The sequence below is a fragment of the Vibrio ziniensis genome, from assembly GCF_011064285.1.
Taxonomy (GTDB): Bacteria; Pseudomonadota; Gammaproteobacteria; order Enterobacterales; family Vibrionaceae; genus Vibrio; species Vibrio ziniensis.
The window spans coordinates 2,384,328-2,406,973 of sequence record NZ_CP049331.1 but is presented as its reverse complement, the minus strand read 5'-3'; the positions used below and the strand labels follow the sequence as shown (position 1 = coordinate 2,406,973).

At 42.5% G+C, this 22,646-nt stretch carries 20 protein-coding genes and 2 tRNA genes; 9 read left to right on the top strand and 13 right to left on the bottom strand.

Annotation, left to right across the window (positions count from 1 at the left end):
* The first annotated feature begins 21 nt into the window (after positions 1–21).
* On the top strand, positions 22–1,272 hold the full coding sequence (locus tag G5S32_RS11120) for a TIGR03503 family protein (protein WP_165312069.1): 1,251 nt from the start codon (positions 22–24) through the stop codon (positions 1,270–1,272).
* Positions 1,273–1,396: 124 nt separating this feature from the next.
* On the opposite strand, the gene fadE is transcribed toward G5S32_RS11120, so the two are convergent.
* Positions 1,397–3,841, bottom strand: coding sequence for an acyl-CoA dehydrogenase FadE (gene fadE, locus G5S32_RS11115; RefSeq protein ID WP_165312068.1), 2,445 nt, complete (start codon positions 3,839–3,841; stop codon positions 1,397–1,399).
* A gap of 350 nt (positions 3,842–4,191) precedes the next feature.
* Here fadE and lpcA point away from each other — a divergent pair, with 350 nt between their 5' ends.
* The gene (lpcA, locus tag G5S32_RS11110) at positions 4,192–4,767 is read left to right on the top strand and encodes a D-sedoheptulose 7-phosphate isomerase (protein WP_165312067.1); all 576 of its coding nucleotides are present in this window, start codon (positions 4,192–4,194) and stop codon (positions 4,765–4,767) included.
* 102 nt (positions 4,768–4,869) lie between these two features.
* Positions 4,870–5,715 (top strand): class II glutamine amidotransferase, encoded by an 846-nt coding sequence (locus tag G5S32_RS11105; RefSeq protein ID WP_165312066.1) that lies wholly within the window; start codon positions 4,870–4,872, stop codon positions 5,713–5,715.
* 80 nt (positions 5,716–5,795) lie between these two features.
* Here the strand turns inward: G5S32_RS11105 and purN are convergent, their stop codons facing one another.
* Both purN and purM read right to left on the bottom strand, forming a co-directional pair.
* Positions 5,796–6,434, bottom strand: coding sequence for a phosphoribosylglycinamide formyltransferase (gene purN, locus G5S32_RS11100; protein ID WP_165312065.1), 639 nt, complete (start codon positions 6,432–6,434; stop codon positions 5,796–5,798).
* Positions 6,435–6,437: 3 nt separating this feature from the next.
* A complete protein-coding gene (gene purM, locus G5S32_RS11095; protein ID WP_165312064.1) occupies positions 6,438–7,478 on the bottom strand; it encodes a phosphoribosylformylglycinamidine cyclo-ligase in 1,041 nt (346 codons plus the stop codon).
* Positions 7,479–7,644: 166 nt separating this feature from the next.
* Here purM and upp point away from each other — a divergent pair, with 166 nt between their 5' ends.
* On the top strand, positions 7,645–8,271 hold the full coding sequence (upp, locus tag G5S32_RS11090; protein WP_165312063.1) for a uracil phosphoribosyltransferase: 627 nt from the start codon (positions 7,645–7,647) through the stop codon (positions 8,269–8,271).
* A 55-nt stretch (positions 8,272–8,326) separates the two neighbouring features.
* Here upp and rluF read toward each other — a convergent pair whose 3' ends face one another.
* The 3 genes from rluF to G5S32_RS11075 all read right to left on the bottom strand — a co-directional run bounded on the left by rluF (position 8,327) and on the right by G5S32_RS11075 (position 10,455).
* Positions 8,327–9,421 (bottom strand): 23S rRNA pseudouridine(2604) synthase RluF, encoded by a 1,095-nt coding sequence (gene rluF / locus G5S32_RS11085; RefSeq protein ID WP_165312062.1) that lies wholly within the window; start codon positions 9,419–9,421, stop codon positions 8,327–8,329.
* A 122-nt stretch (positions 9,422–9,543) separates the two neighbouring features.
* Positions 9,544–10,140, bottom strand: coding sequence for a DNA endonuclease SmrA (gene smrA / locus G5S32_RS11080; protein WP_165312061.1), 597 nt, complete (start codon positions 10,138–10,140; stop codon positions 9,544–9,546).
* Between the two features lie 174 nt (positions 10,141–10,314).
* The gene (locus G5S32_RS11075; protein WP_165312060.1) at positions 10,315–10,455 is read right to left on the bottom strand and encodes a DUF3149 domain-containing protein; all 141 of its coding nucleotides are present in this window, start codon (positions 10,453–10,455) and stop codon (positions 10,315–10,317) included.
* Between the two features lie 234 nt (positions 10,456–10,689).
* Between G5S32_RS11075 and G5S32_RS11070 the strand changes: the two genes are divergently transcribed.
* Positions 10,690–10,766, top strand: a tRNA-Pro gene (locus tag G5S32_RS11070).
* 77 nt (positions 10,767–10,843) lie between these two features.
* On the opposite strand, the gene G5S32_RS11065 is transcribed toward G5S32_RS11070, so the two are convergent.
* Entirely contained in the window at positions 10,844–11,716 is an 873-nt protein-coding gene (locus tag G5S32_RS11065; protein WP_165312059.1) for a TraB/GumN family protein, read from the bottom strand.
* 145 nt (positions 11,717–11,861) lie between these two features.
* Entirely contained in the window at positions 11,862–14,597 is a 2,736-nt protein-coding gene (locus tag G5S32_RS11060; protein WP_165312058.1) for a heavy metal translocating P-type ATPase, read from the bottom strand.
* 191 nt (positions 14,598–14,788) lie between these two features.
* On the opposite strand from G5S32_RS11060, the gene gltX reads away from it, so the two are divergent.
* Positions 14,789–16,216 carry a glutamate--tRNA ligase gene (gene gltX, locus G5S32_RS11055; protein WP_165312057.1) on the top strand — a complete coding sequence of 476 codons (1,428 nt, stop codon included), beginning with the start codon at positions 14,789–14,791 and terminating at the stop codon, positions 16,214–16,216.
* Positions 16,217–16,310: 94 nt separating this feature from the next.
* Here gltX and G5S32_RS11050 read toward each other — a convergent pair whose 3' ends face one another.
* Positions 16,311–16,817: a Fe3+-citrate ABC transporter substrate-binding protein gene (locus G5S32_RS11050; protein ID WP_165312056.1), complete on the bottom strand. Its 507-nt coding sequence runs from the start codon at positions 16,815–16,817 to the stop codon at positions 16,311–16,313.
* Positions 16,818–17,278: 461 nt separating this feature from the next.
* On the opposite strand from G5S32_RS11050, the gene G5S32_RS11045 reads away from it, so the two are divergent.
* Positions 17,279–18,814 (top strand): methyl-accepting chemotaxis protein, encoded by a 1,536-nt coding sequence (locus G5S32_RS11045; protein WP_165312055.1) that lies wholly within the window; start codon positions 17,279–17,281, stop codon positions 18,812–18,814.
* Positions 18,815–18,881: 67 nt separating this feature from the next.
* On the opposite strand, the gene G5S32_RS11040 is transcribed toward G5S32_RS11045, so the two are convergent.
* From G5S32_RS11040 to G5S32_RS11030, 3 genes are all read right to left on the bottom strand, one after another.
* A complete protein-coding gene (locus G5S32_RS11040; protein WP_165312054.1) occupies positions 18,882–19,412 on the bottom strand; it encodes a GNAT family N-acetyltransferase in 531 nt (176 codons plus the stop codon).
* A 178-nt stretch (positions 19,413–19,590) separates the two neighbouring features.
* Positions 19,591–19,667: transfer RNA gene (locus tag G5S32_RS11035), tRNA-Arg, on the bottom strand.
* A 56-nt stretch (positions 19,668–19,723) separates the two neighbouring features.
* Positions 19,724–20,854 carry a flagellar assembly protein FlgT gene (locus G5S32_RS11030; RefSeq protein ID WP_165312053.1) on the bottom strand — a complete coding sequence of 377 codons (1,131 nt, stop codon included), beginning with the start codon at positions 20,852–20,854 and terminating at the stop codon, positions 19,724–19,726.
* A 162-nt stretch (positions 20,855–21,016) separates the two neighbouring features.
* Here G5S32_RS11030 and G5S32_RS11025 point away from each other — a divergent pair, with 162 nt between their 5' ends.
* Positions 21,017–21,652, top strand: coding sequence for a FlgO family outer membrane protein (locus G5S32_RS11025; RefSeq protein WP_165312052.1), 636 nt, complete (start codon positions 21,017–21,019; stop codon positions 21,650–21,652).
* A gap of 9 nt (positions 21,653–21,661) precedes the next feature.
* On the top strand, positions 21,662–22,096 hold the full coding sequence (flgP, locus tag G5S32_RS11020; RefSeq protein ID WP_165312051.1) for a flagellar assembly lipoprotein FlgP: 435 nt from the start codon (positions 21,662–21,664) through the stop codon (positions 22,094–22,096).
* 113 nt (positions 22,097–22,209) lie between these two features.
* On the opposite strand, the gene G5S32_RS11015 is transcribed toward flgP, so the two are convergent.
* A complete protein-coding gene (locus G5S32_RS11015) occupies positions 22,210–22,635 on the bottom strand; it encodes a flagella synthesis protein FlgN (RefSeq protein ID WP_165312050.1) in 426 nt (141 codons plus the stop codon).
* Positions 22,636–22,646 lie beyond the last annotated feature (11 nt).

Below are 22,646 nucleotides of genomic sequence, written 5' to 3'. Positions count from 1 at the left end.
TGGTCTATTTTAGGAGATGATATGTTGAGGATTGGAATCGCTCTTTTGGGGCTCCTCTTGAGTTTAAATACTTTTGCTAGCCGTGAATCCTCACTTTCTTTATTAGATAACCGATTTCGTGTTGATCCTACTATCACTCAAATAACGTTTGTCATCTATCGAGAGCAAGGTTCTCAACCTGTGGTGTTGGTGCGTCCTGACGGCAAAAAGTATTATGCGACCCGTAACCCAGATAATGTGCGTTGGTATCAAGAGCCAACAATGGACATTATCTCAATCGACCATCCTATGCCGGGACCTTGGCAAGCGATAGGCAAAGTATCGCCTAAAAACAACGTTAAGCTGATATCACACCTACAACTGACTTCAGACGCGTTTCCAAGCCGAATTTACAGTGGCGAAGAGATAAAATTTACTGCACGTTTAACCTCGGATGGTAATCCGTTATTGCTTAAAGATTTCCTCGACAGAGTGAACCTTAAAGTTACGTTCCGTAAATATATTGATGATGAAGAGAGCTTAGTTAAAGAAGCTCGCCCTGTTCCGACGGTGATTGGCGAGTTTGCTGACGATGGGCGTGACTTAGATGAAAAACCAGGTGACGGTGTTTTCACTGTTAAACTAAATATTTCCCCTGAACCAGGCAAATATCGAGTGAGAATAACTTCTGGTAATGGTGTGTTTTTGCGAGCCCTAGAACAGGAAGTGCTGATTTATCCTTCGCCACTTTCGGCGAGTTTTATTCAGTCACGAGTTGCCAATGAACCTCATCAGGTAGTTATCAGTGGTGAGCAAGGAATGGTTGAACCTGGATCACTAGCGGCGTATGTCCGTCATGAAACGCCTGATAAAAAAGAGTTTCGTGTTGAAGGTGTTGCAGAACCTGAATCGCTAAAGATGATACTTACTCTTCCATATAATGGCGACTTAGGAAACTACGCGTGGGAAGGGGGAGTTTATGCAACTGACCTTGCGTCTAAACGCCCGCTTTTCTTCCCAATAAAAGAGAGTACTTACAGTGTGGTTCAAGAGCTTAATCTTGAACAAGCGAGACTGATGCAAGAAGCGGAAGCTGAACAGCGCCGCAAAGTCGCTCAAGAAGCGCTCTTGCAGAAAGTTCGTGAAGAGCGTCGTACTGAATACATGATTTATATCGCCATTGGCAACGTGATTGTGATTATTTTGGCGTTGGTAGCTTGGTTCTTTATTCGCAAGTTTAAAGCTCGTAAACAAGAGCTCCCAGAGATGCAGCTCAATATGCCCAAGAAATAAAACACTGAATGGGAGGCGAACGCCAACGCGCATAGCCCCCATTTATTCATTAGTCAAATTGATGTAGTAACAGTAGATAAACGAAAAGGGAGGTTAACCTCCCTTTTTTACCTTTGGGCTTTGATTAAGCCACTTGTTCTAGCTTTGCTTTGGATTTTTTAGCTGCTAGCTCTGACGGTGTAAAGTCATCGACATTAATGGTGTACAAACGGTGATTCTCAGCCTCTATTAATAGTTCGGCCTCTTGTTCATTAATGATCTTGTTTGCTAACCCTTCTGCGGCAATTTTATCGAGCTGAGTAAATGGATAGCGTTTCTCAAGTGCTTTGCAGACTTTATTGAAAATAGGCTCAGCTTGAAGTACTACGCTCAACGCCAGTTCAATTCTGCCTGCTGGGTTATGGGCCGTTGGCGCCAAATACTGGTAGCGACCAAGACGCGAACGCGTTGCACTTGGTGTTTGTAGAATCTGCGCCAATTTACTATCCAGTTTGTCATTTGGTCCTTTACGTACGCGGCCGAAAGGTAGAATTAAGACGCGCAATACTTTTCCAATCACTGGATTTGGGAAGTTGGCAAGAAACTCATCTATCGCTATTTCAGTTTGTTTTAAGCTGTCTTGTAGACCCCAATGAACTAATGGCAAATCTTCTACTGGGCGATCATCATTTTCAAACCGTTTAAGCGTCGCAGAACTCATGTAAAGCTGGCTTAAAATATCACCTAAACGTGCTGATAAGCGTTCTTTACGTTTTAAAGAACCACCCAAAACAGCCATAGAAATGTCGGCCAATAACGCGAGGTTGGCACTGTAACGGTTGAGTTGTTGGTAGTAACGTTGCGTTGCGTCTTTGGTTGGAGAGTAAGAACCAATACCATCGGTCAAACCTAACCAAATACTGCGAATCAAGTTGCTGGTGGTAAAGCTAACGTGGCCAGCCAATGCGCTATCAAATTGTTCAACAGCATTAGAGCTCTCAGAGTGTGCCGCTTCCATTTCTTTCAATACATAAGGGTGACAGCGAATCGCACCCTGACCAAAGATGATCATCGAACGAGTAAGAATGTTGGCGCCTTCAACGGTAATCGCAATAGGAGAGCCTTGGTAACCTCTCGCCAAGAAGTTTGAAGGGCCTAAACAGATACCTTTACCACCGACAATGTCCATCGCATCAATAATGGAACGTTGACCTCGGTGGGTACAGTGATATTTCACAATAGCAGAGATGACAGATGGCTTTTCACCAAGATCGATACCTGTAACGGTCAGATTGCTTGCTGCATCCATCACATAAGCGTTGCCGGCAAGACGTGCTAATGGTTCTTCAATACCTTCCATTTGACCAATAGGCTGTTTGAACTGACGGCGAATACGAGCATAAGCACCCGTTGCCAAAGCCGCCGTTTTTGTGCCACCCGTTGAGTTTGACGGTAGAGTTATACCGCGACCAACTGATAGACATTCAACCAACATTCTCCAACCTTGACCTGCCATATCAGGCCCACCAATGATGAAATCGAGCGGAACAAAGATATCGTTACCGCGAGTTGGACCGTTTTGGAACGGAACATTAAGTGGGAAGTGGCGATTACCAATTTCCACACCTTTTAGATTGGTTGGGATCAGGGCACAGGTGATACCAATGTCTTCTTTTTCACCGAGTAGGTGTTCAGGATCTTGAAGTTTGAAGGCTAAACCAAGCACTGTGGCAACAGGCGCAAGCGTAATATAGCGTTTGTTCCAAGTCAGTCTCATACCAAGAACTTCTTTACCTTCCCATTGTCCTTTGCAAACAATGCCGTAATCAGGGATTGAGCCTGCATCTGAACCTGCTTCAGGGCTAGTTAGAGCAAAACATGGTATTTCTTTACCCTGTGCTAGGCGTGGTAAGTAATAATCTTGCTGTTCTTTTGTACCGTAGTGTTGTAGCAGTTCACCCGGACCTAATGAGTTAGGCACGCCTACAGTTGAAGAAAGCACACCAGATACGCCCGTCAGTTTTTGCAGAACCAGCGATTGTGCGTAAGCCGAAAACTCTAAGCCACCGTATTTTTTCTTAATAATCATGGCGAAGAATTTGTTGTCTTTTAGGTACTGCCAAACCTCAGGAGGCAGGTCTGCCAGTTCATGAGTGACTTGGTAGTCGTTCACCATTGCACAAACTTTATTCACTGGCCCCTCAAGGAAAGCTCTTTCTTCCTCACTGAGTTGTGGCGCTGGAATGTCGTGCAATTGCTGCCAGTTTGGTTTGCCTTTGAACAGTTCTGCTTCCCACCATACAGTACCAGCATCTAACGCTTCTTTTTCTGTTTGCGACATAGCCGGAAGCACTTTCTTAAACACCGTTAGTGCTTTGCCGCTAATGGCTGCTTGGCGAATCGAAGGAACGGTGCAAAGTGCGATGGCTGCTAAATATAAACTCCAGCCTATGATACCTACAGGGCCGAACAATGAGAGCACCAGCATTGAGATAGTCAGTGCAGCGAGTGATACGAACAACGAAGTTCTGTGATACAAGCAAGCGCTTAGTACTGCAAAGAACCCAAGTGTAGAGAGCAAGATGTCCATGTTAATGTCCTTATAGTCATGCTGTATGTTTATTTGAGTTATCAGCATTCATTTTTTGTGAACTTTCTGAAGCCGCTTTATTTTTGTTTTTAAAAGTGGTCTAACCAGTAAAGTGTAAATGAAATATTAATAAAATGTAAAACCATTAAATGTTCAAAAAGTGATCTGTGTAGAGCGAATAGTCTAAAATGTGCGCTCTGATTAAATTTGAGAGAGATGAATATTGTTCACAAAGTGCAATTATTAAGGCTTATCTATCGACAGAATCGCAGGTTTGGGTAAACTCAATAGTGTCCTACATCTCTATATAGAGAGTTCATCTGCAAGCAGATTTTAAGAAGAGAATAACTATGTATCAGGATCTAATTAGAAGTGAACTAACCGAAGCCGCTGAAGTGCTGAACAAATTTTTAAGCGATGACCACAATATTGCTCAAATTGAAGCTGCAGCAAAACTTATTGCTGATTCATTCAAGAAGGGCGGTAAAGTGTTGTCTTGTGGTAATGGTGGCTCACACTGTGATGCAATGCACTTTGCTGAAGAGTTAACGGGTCGCTACCGTGAAAATCGCCCTGGTTACCCTGGTATCGCCATTTCTGATCCAAGCCATCTATCATGTGTCAGCAATGACTTTGGCTATGATTTTGTGTTCTCTCGTTATGTCGAAGCTGTTGGATCTACTGGTGATGTGTTATTTGGCTTATCAACGTCGGGTAACTCAGGCAACATTCTGAAAGCGATTGAAGCAGCTAAAGCAAAAGGTATGAAAACAATCGCACTTACTGGTAAAGATGGCGGTAAAATGGCGGGCGTAGCGGATGTTGAAATTCGCGTACCGCACTTTGGTTACGCTGACCGTATTCAAGAAGTACATATCAAAATTATCCATATCGTTATTCAACTTATTGAAAAAGAAATGGAATAACTGATGATTATCGAGCTGGCTTTTATCAGGACGGAATGTAACAGCCAGCTCGAAACATAATCTGTAGTTAGCATCAAATGGGTAGTAGGAGAGAAAGTTAAGATGTGTGAATTGCTCGGAATGAGCGCTAATGTCCCCACTGATATTTGTTTTAGTTTTACTGGCTTGATTCAACGTGGTGGTAATACCGGGCCGCATCGCGATGGTTGGGGTATCACGTTTTACGAAGGTAAAGGCTTTAGAACATTCAAAGATCCAAATCCTAGTTACCAATCCAAGATTGCACAGTTAGTTCAAGAATACCCCATCAAGAGTTGCGCCGTGATCAGTCATATTCGCCAGGCGAATCGAGGCGGTGTGAATTTAGAGAATACTCATCCATTTACACGGGAATTATGGGGACGTTATTGGACGTTTGCTCATAACGGTCAGTTGACCGATTACCAAGATTTACCGACTGGTCGTCATCGACCTGTAGGACAAACAGACAGTGAAGCGGCTTTTTGCTGGCTACTTGATAAGCTAGAGAACCGTTATCCAGAGCCACCTAAAGATATGCCGGCAGTATTTCGTTATCTCGCTTTGCGTTGTGATGAACTGCGTGATAAAGGGGTTTTTAACATGCTGTTGTCTGACGGTGAATACCTAATGACATATTGCACTAATCATCTTTACTGGATTACTCGTCGAGCGCCATTTGGTCGAGCTGCACTGCTAGACGAAGATATCGAAATCAATTTCCAAGAAGAAACGACACCAGATGATGTGGTTTCTGTGATTGCGACTCAACCGCTAACGGGCAACGAGCAATGGCATAGAATGAAACCGGGGGAATTCAATATTTTCCATTATGGTGAACTGTTCGAAAGCAACAGTTCAGAGCTAACCGATGTTGCATTTGCTGCACCTAAACCGGGAAACCAAGCGCCAATAGAGCCACTTGAGTAATACATTGCAACTGGATTATACAAAATGAAAAAAGGGTTGATGCAGTATCAACCCTTTTTAGTATTCATCGCTCTAAGCAATCATTCCGTCGCGTAGCCGTGCATACCTAGTGGCTCACCATCAAGGTATGCCTTACCTTCATTCATTTTTAGTCTGTCTTCGACAAACCATTGAGTCACTAAAGGATAGATACGATACTCTTGGTTTTGCACACGTTCTGTCAGAGTTTCTACTGTATCTTCATCAAAAATTGGCACTTTTGCTTGAAGGATGACAGGCCCACCGTCGAGTTGCTCCGTGACGAAGTGAACACTAGTACCGTGTTCTTCATCACCAGCGTGAATCGCTCGTTGGTAGGTATTTAAACCTGGGTACTTAGGCAGTAGTGATGGGTGAATATTGATCATACGTCCTAAGTAGTGACGTACAAACTCACTACTCAGGATACGCATATAGCCCGCTAAAATAACTAGGTCAGGTTTATATTCATCAATTTGTTCCATAAGGGCATGGTCGTAAGCATCACGGGTCTCATACTCTTTTGGATCGACAAATACTGCCGCTGCACCTGCTTTTTTAGCTCGCTCTAAGCCATAAGCAGTTGCTTTATTCGAAAAAACAGCCGTTACTCTGCCTTCATGAATGCTTGACTCACAAGCATCGATGATCGCTTGTAAATTGGTACCATTTCCTGAAATTAAAACAACAATACTCTTCATGGATTAATTGATCTCTACTTGCTCTTCATCAGCTTTAGCTGCTGCAATTTTACCGATTACCCATGCGTTTTCGCCTTCTGCTTTTAGAAGGTTAACTGCTGCTTCAGCTTGGTCTTGTGGTAGGGCAATGATCAAACCAACACCACAGTTAAATGTACGGTACATTTCGTGAGTATTTACGTTGCCTTGCTCTTGTAGCCATTTGAAGATCACAGGCCATTCCCAGCTCTTACCGTCGATAACAGCTTTAGTACCTTCTGGAAGTACGCGAGGGATGTTTTCCCAGAAGCCACCGCCAGTGATATGAGAGATTGCGTGAATGTTATGTTCTGCAATCAGTTTTAGACCTGATTTGATGTAAATCTTTGTTGGTTCAAGAAGGTGTTCACCGATAGTTTTACCTTCAAGAAGCGCGTTCTTGTCTGCACCAGAAACTTCTAGAATTTTACGAACTAGAGAATAGCCGTTTGAGTGTGGGCCGCTAGAACCTACCGCAATCAGCGCATCGCCAACTGCAACTTTAGAACCATCGATGATGTCTTCTTTTTCTACTACGCCAACACAGAAGCCTGCTACATCGTAGTCTTCGCCTTCGTACATTCCAGGCATTTCAGCAGTTTCACCACCGATTAGAGCACAGCCAGCTTGAACACAGCCATCTGCAATACCAGAAACAACGTCTGCTGCCGTATCAACATCTAGTTTGCCAGTTGCGTAGTAGTCTAGGAAAAATAGTGGCTCTGCACCTTGTACAATAAGGTCGTTTACACACATCGCTACTAGGTCGATACCAATTGTGTCGTGCTTTTTCATATCCAAAGCAAGACGAAGTTTGGTACCAACACCATCTGTACCAGAAACAAGTACAGGTTGTTTGTATTTAGTTGGTAGCTCGCACAGCGCACCAAAGCCACCAATGCCACCCATTACCTCAGGGCGACGAGTACGCTTTACAGCACCTTTAATTCGTTCAACAAGTGCATTGCCTGCATCGATATCTACGCCAGCATCTTTGTAGCTAAGAGAAGTCTTGTTACCGCTCACGGGGAAGTTCCTCGGTTAAGTTGGATATGAAAACGGCGCTATTCTACAGGGCTTAAAACAAAAAGGAAAACGTTTGCGTCAGTTTTTTATCGTGATTTTTGGTCGGTAAAGTTGAAAGAATAGGTGTATAATCCCGAGGTTTATTTAAATTGTGCCGGAGATGGAAATGAAAGTTGTTGAAGTTAAACACCCTCTTGTTAAACATAAAATTGGCTTGATGAGAGAAGGTGACATCAGTACTAAGCGCTTTCGTGAGTTAGCTACAGAAGTAGGTAGCCTACTGACTTATGAAGCAACTGCGGACTTTGAAACTGAGAAAGTAACCATTAATGGATGGAATGGTCCTGTTGAAGTTGACCAAATTAAAGGTAAAAAAGTAACTGTCGTTCCAATCCTACGTGCTGGCTTAGGCATGATGGATGGCGTTTTAGAGCATATTCCTAGCGCTCGTATCAGCGTTGTCGGAATTTACCGTGATGAAGAAACTCTAGAGCCAGTTCCATACTTCAACAAACTTGCTTCAAACATTGAAGAGCGTATTGCACTGGTTGTTGACCCTATGTTGGCTACTGGCGGCTCTATGATTGCAACTATTGATCTACTAAAAGAGAAAGGTTGTAACCAAATCAAAGTGTTGGTTCTTGTGTCTGCACCGGAAGGTATTGCTGCACTAGAAAAAGCTCACCCAGATGTTGAGCTCTACACTGCTGCTATTGATGAAAAATTGAATGACAAAGGTTACATCGTTCCAGGTCTTGGTGACGCTGGCGATAAAATCTTCGGTACTAAGTAATCGCTACTTGGTGAGAAATAAAAAGGGGAGCATTTGCTCCCCTTTTTATTATATTCTATTTTTTCAAGCTCAATGTGCCGCCTACTCGAGGCGCATTGGATGGCTTATCGCTGCCTTTCACATTTTTCTGATTCAGTTTTTGTGAATTTGGCTTACCTTGAGAAGGCTTTCCTTTAGCTGAATTTCCTTTTGAAGAGCTAGCTGATGAACCGTTGCCTTGGCTTTCACTTCTTGCTTTTCCTTTCTTTGAATTAGGGGCATGACGGAAGGTATCGGCATTATGACCTTGATAGGTCTTATCTTTAAACGAACTTGAATTCTGATTTCTACGCGCTTTTGAATCGCGGTTCTCTTCTCTGCTGTCGAATAACTTAGCGTCGGTTGCCTTACGGATATTGTGTCCTTTCGCATCAATACGAGATGCTTCTTCCGTACCGGTAGATTCTTCACACATTGCCAGAATGTCTGCCACTTCAGCATCGGTTAAATAACGCCACTGACCGTTGGGAATACCATCCAAAGAAATGTTCATAATGCGTACGCGACGTAACTTAAACACTTCATAACCAAGCGCTTCACACATGCGGCGAATTTGGCGGTTTAATCCTTGAGTCAAAACAATACGGAAGGAAAACTTGGTTTCCATGTCGACTTTACAAGGTAGGGTTACGGTATCGAGAATTTTCACCCCTGAGGACATCTGCTTGATGAATTCAGGCGTGATAGGTTTATCAACGCGAACCACATACTCTTTCTCGTGGTTGTTTCCTGCACGTAAAATTTTATTCACGATATCGCCATCATTGGTCAGGAAGATCAAACCATCTGAAGGTTTATCTAAGCGTCCAATTGGGAAAATTCGACTTTTATGACCGATGAAATCTACAATATTGCCTGGGATGTCACGCTCTGTGGTACAAGTGATACCCGTTGGTTTGTTAAGCGCGATGTAGATAGGTTTTTCTTTGGTACGAAGCGATTTGCCGTCAATTAGAACGTCATCATCATCGGTGACTTTAGTTCCCATTTCTGGAACTTTACCGTTAATAGTTACTCGACCTTGGTCAATTAGCTTATCGGCTTCGCGACGAGAGCAGTAACCTGTTTCGCTGATGTACTTGTTTAGGCGTTTGCCTTCAGATTGTGACATGTTTATCTCCTGTAACGTTTCACAACGGCTTCTGTTTTGAAAACGATGGATGATAGCAACGCTTTCAAAATAAATAATGTGTTCAAAATTTAGCGAGGGCGCATTCTAGCAGGTATCTTTTGTTAGCCAAGACGTTTCTGATGGCGCTCTCGGTTTTCGTTTTTCTTCTCAACACTTTTCTTAAATAAAACATACAGAGCACCAGTGCCACCATGAAAGCGTTGTGCGCTATGAATACACTGCACTTCTTTAATTTGCGTCAACCAGTGAGCGACAAAACTTTTCATCAAAGCTGGCGGATTAGAGCGTTCTCCTTTGCCGTGAACGATAATCACGGTTCGAATATCCATTCTCATACACTGATTGACGAATGCGACCACTTCATCTCGCGCTTGTTTGAGGGTTTTTCTATGCAAATCAAGGCGTGCCTGAATAGGGTACTTACCCAAGCGCATCTTTTTGTATACCCCGTCCTGAACGCCATTGCGTTTGAATTCAACATGGTCATCAGGCTTAAGCATTGGCGCATGGTCAATAGAAAGATAATCAGGGTCGTTATCTGAATGACTAATTGCCGCTTCGCGCTTAGCTAGTTGTGCATCAGTAACCTGATGGGATTTATTCAGTTCGGCGGTATCTTGTTTGATGGGTTTTACGTCGCCCATCATTTGATGAAATAGTTCGAAATCATCTTGAGACTCAAAGTCATCGCTAGACATAGTGCTATCTCGAATTAATCATGGAATGTCAGAAGTATAACAATCGAGACTACTCAAGCAACCTGTTAAGCATCAAGGAACGAATGTTGGTGGGAAAAATAAAAAACCGGAGCTGACAAGTTATCAACTCCGGTGCAAAGCGTGATTCTATTTAAAAAATAGATGCTAAGCGATCTAGTGAGGAGATTTGTCGTTCAATACTTTGTAGACGAAATAGCTGCCATAAAACAGCATCAGTCCTATAGCGCCGAAAATAACCAGCATTGAAGATAACCCAACTGCATTACCGAAAAGGAGATCTAGCCATAAGTCCATAGTATTTCCTCTATAAGTGCTTGAAGACGATTCTTAAGTTAAATTCTGGCTAAAAAAACGACACTGATCTGGATCAATTGTGATTGATAGGTTGTGTAAATGTTTCTATGTGTGTGTATTTGGTCACATTTTATTGCTTGTTGATGGGTTTTTAATCGAACGAACTGATTTTGTGAAAAATTTAGTTAAATGACTTGCGTAACTATTCATAATCCGTAATATACGCAGCGTTCTCGGTGAATAGCGCAGCTTGGTAGCGCATCTGGTTTGGGACCAGAGGGTCGGGGGTTCGAATCCCTCTTCACCGACCATATTTAGAAAAAGGCTCTAGTCGAAAGACTGGAGCCTTTTTCGTTTCAAGTGTTTTATGTACTCGAACAGAGTGAGCTTAAAAAAACTCGCAGTTTGCTTTTTTACTTCGGTTTTGTTGTGAAACTTTGAAGCCTTTCTTCTCCAGCATTTCAATAAAGTTTTGTTTACCGATTAAGTGTAAAGCGCCAACGATCATCACGTACTGACCTTGTTGCGTTGGTAAGAATTTTCCAGAACTCAGTTTATTTGCCCAATCTTGGTTTCGGTTAGTCACAAATGCTTGCTCCATTTCTGGAGACATCTCGGTAAGATGCATCATCTTTTCAAGATTTATTTTATCTCCCGCTTTCCAGCTTTCTATCATGCAATGTGTCATGTCTTCATTGCTCTCCCAATCATCAATAATACTGATTAACAGTTCTTTGCCGTCGTCAGGCTGGTGGGTCAGCAGATCGATTTGAAATTGCATAGTTTCTAAGGGCACTAGCGGTATGTTGGCTTCAGCGGCTTTTTGCATCAAATGAAGGTCAACGCCATCCTTTGTCTTATAGCCGAGCTTCTGTAATTGCAAAAATTGTAGAGATAAAGCAGCACTCCATGGCGGAAGCTGATGAATTTGCTGGGCGTTCAATCCAAACTTGGTGGTAATTTGATCGAGATTGAACAGTTGCTCTTGTGAAAGCACTTGAGCGGCTTGTTTAGTGGTTGGTGGGTAAACGATTTTCTGTTGGATAGTGGTATCAGACTCAACAATAAGACCATCACTTTTGGCTAGTGTTTGATAAATATTATTAGGTAGGGGGAACATGGAAGGTTCACCAACATGCACTGAACCAATAATCGTGAGGCTGATTTTTCCGTTTGTTGCGCTCCAATACAAAGGTTCTGCATGAACAGAAAAGACCACTAAAGGTAGTAGCCAACGAAGAGTATGAGTAATTACAGACATGCTGTATTCCTTTTCTGATTCTAAATTTTTCCGATACTATCTAAGGATAAAAACCTTAATTTAGAATAGATTAGCTCAATTGTTCTAATTGCGCTTCCATTAATACTCAAGGATGAACGTTGGCTACCTTCATTGTTTGGCTTATTTAGGATTGGTGAAAGCGCGTTTTAACCAGCCTTAGGCGGTTTGCATTACTCACCACAGTAATGGATGACAATGCCATCGCCGCCCCTGCTACTACTGGGCTAAGCAAGAATCCAAATACCGGATAGAGCACACCTGCGGCGATCGGAATACCAAAGGTGTTGTAAATAAACGCGCCGAACAGATTTTGCTTCATGTTCTTAATTGTCGCTTGTGACAATTCAATAGCACTGACCACCGATAGTGGTGACGAGTTGAGCAGTGTCATTTGCGCACTCTCAATGGCAACATCACTGCCGCTTCCCATTGCAATACCAATATCTGCTTGAGCAAGTGCTGGCGCGTCGTTAATACCATCACCGACCATGGCTACAACTCTGTTTTGTTTCTGTAACTCTTCAATATGTTGCGCTTTTTGGTCTGGAAGTACCTGAGCGATCACTTGGCTTATACCGAGCTTGCTTGCAATTGAGTTCGCTACACTTTGGTTATCACCTGTCAGCATAACGGTATGAATCCCCATTTCATTCAGCGCTTGGATAGCTTGCGCAGCACTTTCTTTTACCGGGTCGGCAATCGCAATCAGACCTATAAGCTGTTTGTCGAGGGCAATAGCGACAGGAGTCCAAGCGTTGGTTGAAAAAGTCTCTAGGGTTTGTTCTGCTTCGGTTAAATCGATATCTAAAGATTGGAAATAGCCGATAGACCCAATATGTACTGCTTGCCCTTGATGGTCGGCTTGAATGCCTTGTCCGCGTAAGTTGATGAAGTTACTTATGGCCGCTGGGGATATTTGATTCTCTTTTGCGTAGAGGCAAACCGCTTTGGCTAAAGGATGCTCGGATTGTAGCTCCAAAGCGTAGGCCAAAGCCAAGACCTGCTGTTGGTTTGAATTAAAGGTAATGAGCTGCTGAACGCTTGGTTTACCTTGTGTGAGCGTACCTGTTTTATCAAATACCACAGTATTGATTTTGCTAGCTGACTGAAGAACATTGGCATCTCGAATTAAAATGCCCATTTCTGCGGCTTTACCAACACCAACGGTTACTGACAATGGCGTTGCCAGACCAAGTGCGCAAGGACAGGCAATGATGAGCACTGTAGTGGCAATCACCAGCATATAACTGGCTTTGGGGTCAGGACCAAACCAGTACCAGATTAACGCTGAAAAAATTGCTATCAACACAACAGTCGGCACAAAAACGGCCGAGATTTGGTCTGCCATTTTAGCAATAGCTGGTTTACTGCTTTGCGCCTGACGAACCATTTTGATGATGCGAGAGAGCATAGTTTGTGAACCAATACCGGTCGCTTGTAACAATAAGCTACCGTCTTGATTAATGGTTCCTGCAGAGACTTGGCTTGATGCTGATTTATAAACTGGGATAGGTTCGCCAGTAAGCATTGACTCATCTACGTAAGAGCTGCCTTCAATGACGATACCATCAACCGGAGACTGCTCACCGGGTTTTACTCGTAACGTCATACCTTGTTTGATGTCAGCGATAGCGATGGTTTGCTCGGTAGCTTCCCCATTTTTCGTTGTGACTAAGGTTGCTTGTTGTGGCTGCAAATTAATCAGAGCTTGAAGTGATAGAGTAGTTCTCGCTTTGGCTTTGGCTTCTATGTAATGACCCAAAGAGATTAAGCCAATGATCATCGCTGTGGCTTCAAAATAGACATGACGCGCGTTATCAGGAAACCAGTTTGGCGCAATCACAACCAAAATCGAGTAGAACCACGCGGCTCCTGTACCGAGTGCAACTAAGGTATCCATTGTTGCTCGGCGGTGAGTCAGTGCTTGCCATGCACTAGTAAAAAAACCTTTACCAGCGGTTGCTAAGAGTGCAAGGCACAATAACCCAACGATACTCCAAGCCATTTGGTCGCTGCTGGTTTGAACCATCATGTTGCCACCGAATACGCCCCAAGCCATTAGAGGAACCCCTAGGACTAAGCCTAGAACTGCATTTCGCTTATGCTCGTTCTGAATAAGCTCTAAATGCTGTTGTTGTTTCTTCTGTTGCTCCTCTGGATCATCTACCCACTCAGCCTGATAACCCGCTTGTTTAACTGCGGCGACTAATGCGGAAGTGACATCTTGATTTGAAATCACTAAGGCGGTTTGTTCTGCCAGATTAACTTGCGCTTTCTCTACGCCAGATACCGAGAGTAGTGATTTTTCTACTGAGGCAACACAACTGGCGCAAGTCATACCTTTAATCAGCAAGTGAGTGTTAACTAAGTCATTGGCTGCATTTGGAATTGGTTCAACAGGTGTTGGCTCTGATTGCTCTTTTTCAGTCGCTTTGTCAGCAATCACTTCATTTTTTGCTTCTATCTCTGCTAGAGGAGCAATAAGGCTTGCTTTGAAACCAACCTGAGATACACGGTCGATGATTTCAGCATCAGTGTTTGAAGTGATCAGTGAAAGTGATTCTTTTGAAACCTCCAAGCGGGCAATGTCGTCAAAGCTTTGCAAATGCTTGGTGAGCTTGTTTACACAATTGCCGCAATTTAATCCCTGTAAGCTAAATTGCAGCGAGTTGCCGGCGTGGTAGCCTAATGATTCGATGCTGTCGATGACTTGTTCGAGCGGTGAGTTGACCTCTAACTCAATAAAAGTCGGAGAAAGGGACTGAATTTCAACGGTGAAATTCGAATTGAGCTGTCGCTCAACTTTGCGTGCGCAGCCCATACAATTTAAGCCAGATAACGGCAGTGCATAGTGACCCATTTTTAATCCCTCCATTCGACACTAATGAAAGCATAAACCTTGACCTAAAGGTAAGGTCAAGCGGTGTTATGGAATATGATTTAATCTTCCATTGTGGAATTAGTCATCAATGGTAAAATGGCGCCAAATTTTATCCTTTCAGTCGCAGTGGCTTAATGTGCCACTGTCGTTTTTATATCTAAGGAAGTCAAATGACGGTTAAAACTCGTTTTGCCCCAAGTCCTACGGGCTATCTTCACGTTGGTGGTGCACGTACAGCACTTTACTCTTGGTTATATGCAAAAAGCCAAGGTGGTGAATTTGTTCTACGTATTGAAGACACTGACCTTGAACGTTCTACTCAAGCAGCAGTAGATGCGATTCTTGAAGGTATGACTTGGCTAGGTTTGGCATGGGATGAAGGTCCTTACTACCAAACTAAACGTTTTGATCGTTACAACGAAGTTGTTGATCAACTTCTAGCGCAAGACAAAGCATACAAGTGCTATGCATCTAAAGAGCTTTTAGATGAAGTTCGTGCTGAGCAAGAAGCAAACAAAGAGATGGCTCGTTACGACGCTAACCATCCAAAAATTAAAGCGGTAAATGAAGCGGCAAAAGAGGGTGACCCTTGTGTTATTCGTTTCCGTAATCCTAAAGGCGGTAGCGTAGTATTTGATGACCAAATTCGTGGTCGCATTGAAATTCGCAATGACCAACTGGACGATTTAATCATCCGCCGTACAGACGGTTCTCCAACTTACAACTTCTGTGTTGTAGTTGACGATATCGATATGGGTATTACGCATGTTATTCGTGGTGAAGACCACATCAACAATACGCCTCGTCAAATTAACATTTACGAAGCAATTGGCGCGAAAGTTCCGACTTTTGCACACTGTGCAATGATCCTAGGTGATGACGGTGCTAAGTTGTCTAAACGTCACGGTGCGGTTTCAGTCATGCAATACCGTGACGAAGGTTATCTACCTGAAGCACTGATCAACTACCTTGTGCGTCTAGGTTGGGGTCATGGTGACCAAGAGATTTTCTCTCAACAAGAGATGATCGACCTATTTAGCCTGAATGCGATTTCAAGATCAGCATCGGCATTCAATACAGACAAATTGCTTTGGTTGAACAATCACTACATCAAGTCTTCTGAACCAGAGTATGTAGCGAAGCACCTTGAATGGCACTTTGATAACCAAGGTATTAACAAAGACAACGGTCCTGCACTAGCACAAATCGTCTCTCTTGTTGGCGAACGTTGCAACACGCTTGTTGAGCTTGTTCAGCAATCTCGTTACTTCTACGAAGATTTCTCTGAGTTTGAAGAAGGTGCGGCTAAGAAGCATCTACGTGGCGTAGCAAAAGAGCCTCTAGCTCTAGCGTTAAGCAAACTTGAAGCGCTAACTGAGTGGACAACAGAAGCTCTACATCAAGTGATTGAACAAGTATGTGCAGAACTTGAAATCGGCATGGGCAAAATTGGTATGCCGCTACGTGTAGCTGTGACTGGTGGCGGTCAATCACCATCTGTTGACGCAGTAATGCAGCTCATTGGACAAGAACGTGTTATTGCACGAATTAAGATGGCGCTAGCGTTTATCGAAGAGCGTGAAGCAAACGCGCAATAATACTATTGAGCAATTAAAAAAGCTGTGGCGTAACAACCGCAGCTTTTTTGTTTCTTGCGTTTAATGAATTGGAGTTTGTTCTTGATTAAATAGGCTATTTCAAATCAATGCTGCTTAAGCGCCCCATATAAATGAGGATGTCTAAGCAGTCTTTATGTGCTTCCAATAGAGCTTTTTTTGTTTTGGTGTATGCGGCGAGTTTGCCGTGTTTGTTTATTGAGCACACTACACTCTTAAAAGAGCATCTACCTTTGGTATCATAATTTCGCCAAGCTGCAATATAACAGGCATCACGGCTTTCAGGATTATCGCTAGTTGGGCGTGGTTTATAGATGATCTTCGGCTCTAAGCTGTGAGGTAGGCGAGTCATCAAGAATGGGTCTTTTAATATTCGACGCCAGTGTTTCCCCCACATTTCTCTTCCAAGTTCATTTCTGAGTTTGATGGCCTTTTTTAGACCTTTTGTTTCACCTAGACGTATGTAACCAACTGATCTGTGCAGCACGCTGTCATCGGGAGTATGAATATGAATTTTATAAGCTGTTTTAGCTTTAGAAATAAAACGGTGGCCGGTATTAGTTTCAAGGTTACTTTTTGTCATAGGCTTATCATTACCCATTGAAGTATCAACATATACATCGTTTTGACTGCATTTTTAGCGTCAACTCATTTGGGAGTGTCGATATTTTTGTTAACAATAATTTTAGTTGAAATCTAGTAGAACGTAATACCGAGTCTAGTTTTAATGGCGAAATTTAATATCAGGGTAGCGTTAGGTTTTTGCGAGTTTTTCATTGTTAACCTATATAACCTATTGTTTTTTTATGGTTTTTTAGGCGATTTATTGAGCTCTTTAAATGTAGGTGATGCAACAAGTTCATCTCAAGGTTAACGTACGTCACACTTTATAATATTGATCATGCCGAACGGTTGGTTGTAACTATATTGTTATTATTGTGTGTTTTGTTATTAGAGGCTTATAAATTAGGTGCTCTAGTACGGAACACCAAATATAGGATGTCTATTATTGATAATAATAAGTTTCAAGGACGGTATTTGGCTATGTCTACTCACAACGGAAAGGAAGTGACCTTCTCCCAATCGGAGTTTTTGGTCTCAACAACAGATACCAATAGTATTATCACTTATGCAAATGATGAATTCTGCCGAGTGGCAGGCTTCACTTCGCAGGAACTGATTGGTAACCCCCATAACATTGTTCGCCATCCAGATATGCCTAAAGCGGCATTCGCTGATATGTGGGGACAGCTAAAGAAAGGTAATAGCTGGCGGGGGATGGTAAAAAATCGCTGTAAAAATGGAGATTACTACTGGGTGGATGCATTCGTCACCCCAATCTACGACAAAGACAAAATTATTGGTTATCAGTCCGTTCGCCATTGCCCATCTCGAAAGGATATAGCTTCTGCAGAGAGACTGTATCAACGAATTAATAAAGGAAAGAAACCTTTTCCTCTTACTGAACACATTCAATTTCAGAGAGTTGTTGCAGCATTAGTTGTTCTTCTTTTGCTGGGAGCTTCCTACTGGATCTCTGGATTGGAAATGTTTGCGTTGGTTTTGATGTCATTAACTATTCTTAGTAGCTTGTTTTTCGATGAAATTTTCAAATTGCCAACTTTAATCCAAAAACAATCTGACACGGCAAATAGCCCTTCGCGTGTGGTTTTTTGTGGTACTGGGTTAAGTGGCAAAGTTGCCTATAACGTCGATATTCAGTTAGCAAAAATAAGGACAATTTTGGGAAGAAGTTCTGATTCTGGGAAGGCTTTGGTGTGTATTTCACAGCAGCTTAAATCTAGCAGTGAGTCTTCACTAAAAAGTTTGCAAGCAGAAAGTGAGTTATTAGAGCAGCTTTCAACAGCGGCGGCTCAAATGAATGCGTCAATTCAAGAAGTAAACAGCGCAACTTTAGATACTCGAGAATTTGTCAGAGAAGTCAAAGCCAAATGTAGTAATGCGGCCGAAACTCTGTCTAGAAATGGCAAAAATCTCAATGAGCTGTCTGACGACATCGGCGCTGCAGCTCAGAGTCTGCTTCAGTTGGTGGAAGACACGAATAAGATTTCAGGCGTTATGGCAGAAATTCAAGGTATTGCTGATCAAACGAACTTGTTAGCTCTCAATGCAGCGATAGAGGCGGCAAGGGCTGGTGAGCAAGGTAGGGGGTTTGCCGTGGTTGCAGATGAAGTTCGGACGTTAGCGAGCAGAACTCAGCTTGCCACTCAGAATATTCAGAGTTCGGTGACGAATCTGCAAAATTCTATGCAGTCGTGGCAGAAATCGATGATAACCAACCAAGATAAATCTCAAGGCTGTAATAGTGAGGCTCAGGGAGTACAGGATATTATGTCTAGCGTGATCGATATGATGTCGTTACTTGAAGACAAATCGATTCAGATTGCGACAGCAATGGAAGAACAAAGCGCGGTAACTGCTGAGATAAGCCAAAACGTTCATCATGTTCAAGCTGTATCTAATCAGAATGTTTCTTTAGTTGGGCAGGCAAGCGAGAATGCTTGTGAAGCACATCAAAGTGCAAATAATATCAATGCGTTAAGTTGTAACTTCCGATAGTTCTACGCCGCATTGAAATAAACATGATAAAGACTAACTGATCCGAGTTAGTCTTTATCTATCTGTATCATAGTGTTTTAAGCATACAGATTTCACAGCTACCGTGGCCTGTATTGCCAAGACTTCCTTCGATATGCTCGAAACCAAATTGTTCGTATAAAGATACGGCTGAACTTAATTCTTTAAGGGTTTCCAAATAACAGTATTTGTATCCAAACGCTCTCGCTTTTTGTACCGATAAATCGATGAGATATCGTCCTAGTCCAATGCCCAGTACAGATTTGTCCAGATACAGTTTTTGCATTTCACAGTACTTTTCATCAGCTCCCAACAGTTGAGCGACACCTACGCCTCCAACGACTTTCCCATTTAGTGTGGCGACCCAATAAGCTGATTTTTCACTGGTATAGGCGCTGCTTAGTTGAGTTAGAGCTGGATCATGCAAGCTCACACCTTCGAGATGATCGATTTTATTTTCAATAAAGCTATTACGAATCACTTCCGCAATTTGCGGATTGTCTTCTGGTGAGATAGGTCTAACGGTGATGTTCAAACCATTCAATAAAACGTGGAGTTGTTCTGACTCTTCCGTTTTCATGCTGCTATTTCCTTTATCTTTGCTCTTAGTTCAATTTATCACTCATCATATAAACAAAGGCATTTTAAGCAACATAAACCATCTGGGTTAATGGGGGACGGACAGCTGAAAATTCGATAATGGCTATCCATAAACAAAAACGCCTTAGCTTAAATGTTAGCTAAGGCGTTGTTTTATTTGGCGCTCCCGACAGGATTTGAACCTGAGACCTGCCCCTTAGGAGGGGGCCGCGCTATCCAGCTGTGCCACGGGAGCAGGAGTGTTATATTACTCAATTATTTGAATAAGTTAATAACCGAATAGCATTTTAATTATTGTTTGTGCATAACATCGCCAACTTGGACACTCGATAGTAGCTCTGGCTGGTCAATAATGACTTCTGCATCGTTTTCATAAACTCTGGATACCGTCAGGGTAATATCGCTCTGCGTTACCTTGTTACGAGGTAATCCGTTTTGGTCAATGAAAGCACCTGTGTGCCAAAGTTGTAGCTTATCACCTTCCTGAACACCGTGAATTCTGCCTAAATCCATAGTTATTGTATTACCAAATTTTGCGACAACTTCGGGAAGAGTAATTTTGCAGGATATTTCAGACTCTAGGTCCAACATAATGTTTCTGCTTACTCTAAGTAACATATCACCGTAGGTAGAAGCCCAGAAGCGAGCACTACGAGTGTCTATTTGGCTGGTTTTTGCAAATGGCCAACGGGCAACTTCACGATAATTATGTTTGAGTACTTCATTACCTGTTTTGCCATCGAATACTTTCATTTCTAAAGCAAATTGGCGATTGATAATATCGTCTTGCAAAACCTTTTGTTCAATGGTGGCTGTTAGATCGGTAATGACGCCCCCAATGATATATTGCGCCCCAGTATCTTGAGCGATCATCTTTATACGTTCAGGGTTACGTGCATTGATATCGTAGTTCGTTGTTCCGACAGAAACGAAGCTGCTTGATTCTTGACCTATTTGTCTATTTACCACTTCGGCAAAATCATCGCCTAAATTATAAATTTGTCCCATTACCGCTTGTTGTGGTGAGGCTAAATCGATATTTCCAACTAAGAAGGTCTTTTTATACTGACTCTGCTGGCAACCTGTTGCCGATGGGTAGATGTCAATGCGTGCTCGAACATTCATCACATCATTTCTAGAACTGGTTTGTTCAATCAATATGTAGCGCACTTCATGGTTAGAAAACTGATACTCTTTACGCTCTGCTTCTAATAGCGGCATAAGATTGCTAATACTGCCAATATCTGCCCCGGCAAACTTTACCGCTTTATAAATGGCATCTTCTAATGCATGTAGTCGAGCGGCACTATCTGTTGAAACAATGGCGGCACTACCTGTCACTTCGTACCATTCTGCATAAGCATTAGACTGATATAAAGTTGAAGAAAGTATTGAAATTAAAGAATAAATAATTTTTTTCATTATAATTTACCAGTTAGGTATAAATTTTGCTTCTTAAATTTTAGCTGATGTAGGTATCGCGTTTCTGAATAGTAGACGAATTTAGAAAAGCAAAGAGTGTTCCAGTTTCATCAGTGAGAGTGAAATGGAACCGATGCCTTAGTATATCTGGAGATGAAGAGAATGAAAAAATGGCTTCCTTTAGTGCCAGCAGTTTTTTTAACTGCGTGTGCCTATGCCCCGATTTATAACGGAAAAGAGCCGTACGCAGGTTCACAATTTATGTTGATGGAGAGTCCGAGACACACATTGGATTTCTTCGTCGAGAGTTTGACTGAAGATTTGATGATATCAAATACGAGTATTACTTCTCGTAATTCGATTGCTGTAACTTCATTTGTTGATCTACAAAATATGGATACGACAAACTGGCTAGGTAATTCGGTATCAGAAGGTTTTATTTACCAGTTTCAACGTCGTGGCTTCAAAGTCGTTGATTATAAAACCACTGGAACGATCCAAGTCACTCAACAAGGCGATTTCGCATTTAGCCGTGATTGGAAAGATCTTGCTCAAGAACAAGACATCCAATATGTATTAACGGGAACTATGCTGCGTCAAGATGGTGGGGTACTCGTTAATGCTCGCGTGGTTGGCCTACAGTCGCGAATTGTTGTTGCCACAGCACAAGGCTTTTTGCCAGCTGATCGTATAGGTAAAGATTTAGATACCTTAAATAGCATTCGTACCGAAGATGGTGTTCTTATTCGATCAGACCCGACAATTAAACAACCTTATACTGTCATTTTACGTCCTTAGGAGCTGATGATGAATAAATGGTTATTAGTCTTAGTGACGACGTTGTTTATGATGGGGTGCCAGCCTCTACAGCCTATACGTTCTATGGAAGTGTTGACTTCTGTTGGCTATGCCAGCATTAGTGAACAAAGAGGCCGAGATGATGCAGAGAAGCAAGTTCGCGCAATGAGAGCTTCTAAAATGGATGCATACAGGGAGTTGGCAGAACAGGTTTATGGTATGCGAGTGAGCGGTCGAGCAGAACTGAGCGATCAGCGTCTAGGCACGGAGCGTACCAGTGGCGAAGTTGATGGTGTTATCCGTGGTGCAGAAGTGGTACGCAGTTATAAAGTTGGCGACAGCTATGTTACTGAACTGCGTCTAGACATCAATAAAATGAATATGCTTCGTGATTATGGCGAAGTGCAGCAGGTTCCTGAAAAACGTCAGCAGACTCTGTTTTAACTCTTTTTGATTTAACTATCACTCTCCAGATACTTAAATTCAGAACAAACAAAAAGCGGCAATTATTGCCGCTTTTTGTTTGTTCATTTCTATCAATATTGATGTGCGAACTATTACGCTTTTAGGTTGGTTCCTAAGGTTGAAACAGATTGCGTGCGTCCGGTTGCACTGTATGTCATTCCTACTTTACCTAAGCTTTGTTGCATCATGTTGTTTAGCTTATTAAAGCTAAGCTGCGCACGATTAAGCGCTTCACCGTTAACTAAGTTTGCTTGTTGGCAATCGTGAATAATTGAACGAATTTGATTTGTTAACTCACTGAGATAGCTATCCTCAGTCAGGCTCGAGACATGAGGATGAGCAGAAATTCGTTGGTCAGTTGTTTGCAGTTGGTTAACCAAAGTCGTTTTTTGTTTAGCGAGCGCCTCTATGTCCGCAGATATACGAGCAGTAATCGCGATTTTTTCTTGTTCCAGCAGTACTGAGAGTTCTTGTGCGTTTCTCAGTTGGAATTCGATGAGGTCTTTTATTGCCGCCATAACTTACTTTG

What these genes read in the sequence shown, in the direction of transcription:
- G5S32_RS11075 (WP_165312060.1), bottom strand. Translation starts at nt 10,455, where the DNA reads ATGGACTTATGGCTAGATCTCCTTTTCGGTAATGCAGTTGGGTTATCT.
- G5S32_RS11060 (WP_165312058.1), bottom strand. Translation starts at nt 14,597, where the DNA reads ATGGGTCACTATGCACTGCCGTTATCTGGCTTAAATTGTATGGGCTGC.
- G5S32_RS11030 (WP_165312053.1), bottom strand. Translation starts at nt 20,854, where the DNA reads ATGAAAAAAATTATTTATTCTTTAATTTCAATACTTTCTTCAACTTTA.
- rluF (WP_165312062.1), bottom strand. Translation starts at nt 9,421, where the DNA reads ATGTCACAATCTGAAGGCAAACGCCTAAACAAGTACATCAGCGAAACA.
- G5S32_RS11065 (WP_165312059.1), bottom strand. Translation starts at nt 11,716, where the DNA reads ATGTCTGTAATTACTCATACTCTTCGTTGGCTACTACCTTTAGTGGTC.
- G5S32_RS11040 (WP_165312054.1), bottom strand. Translation starts at nt 19,412, where the DNA reads ATGAAAACGGAAGAGTCAGAACAACTCCACGTTTTATTGAATGGTTTG.
- smrA (WP_165312061.1), bottom strand. Translation starts at nt 10,140, where the DNA reads ATGTCTAGCGATGACTTTGAGTCTCAAGATGATTTCGAACTATTTCAT.
- G5S32_RS11025 (WP_165312052.1), top strand. Translation starts at nt 21,017, where the DNA reads ATGAAAAAATGGCTTCCTTTAGTGCCAGCAGTTTTTTTAACTGCGTGT.
- G5S32_RS11050 (WP_165312056.1), bottom strand. Translation starts at nt 16,817, where the DNA reads ATGACAAAAAGTAACCTTGAAACTAATACCGGCCACCGTTTTATTTCT.
- lpcA (WP_165312067.1), top strand. Translation starts at nt 4,192, where the DNA reads ATGTATCAGGATCTAATTAGAAGTGAACTAACCGAAGCCGCTGAAGTG.
- fadE (WP_165312068.1), bottom strand. Translation starts at nt 3,841, where the DNA reads ATGGACATCTTGCTCTCTACACTTGGGTTCTTTGCAGTACTAAGCGCT.
- upp (WP_165312063.1), top strand. Translation starts at nt 7,645, where the DNA reads ATGAAAGTTGTTGAAGTTAAACACCCTCTTGTTAAACATAAAATTGGC.
- G5S32_RS11045 (WP_165312055.1), top strand. Translation starts at nt 17,279, where the DNA reads ATGTCTACTCACAACGGAAAGGAAGTGACCTTCTCCCAATCGGAGTTT.
- G5S32_RS11015 (WP_165312050.1), bottom strand. Translation starts at nt 22,635, where the DNA reads ATGGCGGCAATAAAAGACCTCATCGAATTCCAACTGAGAAACGCACAA.
- flgP (WP_165312051.1), top strand. Translation starts at nt 21,662, where the DNA reads ATGAATAAATGGTTATTAGTCTTAGTGACGACGTTGTTTATGATGGGG.
- purN (WP_165312065.1), bottom strand. Translation starts at nt 6,434, where the DNA reads ATGAAGAGTATTGTTGTTTTAATTTCAGGAAATGGTACCAATTTACAA.
- G5S32_RS11105 (WP_165312066.1), top strand. Translation starts at nt 4,870, where the DNA reads ATGTGTGAATTGCTCGGAATGAGCGCTAATGTCCCCACTGATATTTGT.
- gltX (WP_165312057.1), top strand. Translation starts at nt 14,789, where the DNA reads ATGACGGTTAAAACTCGTTTTGCCCCAAGTCCTACGGGCTATCTTCAC.
- G5S32_RS11120 (WP_165312069.1), top strand. Translation starts at nt 22, where the DNA reads ATGTTGAGGATTGGAATCGCTCTTTTGGGGCTCCTCTTGAGTTTAAAT.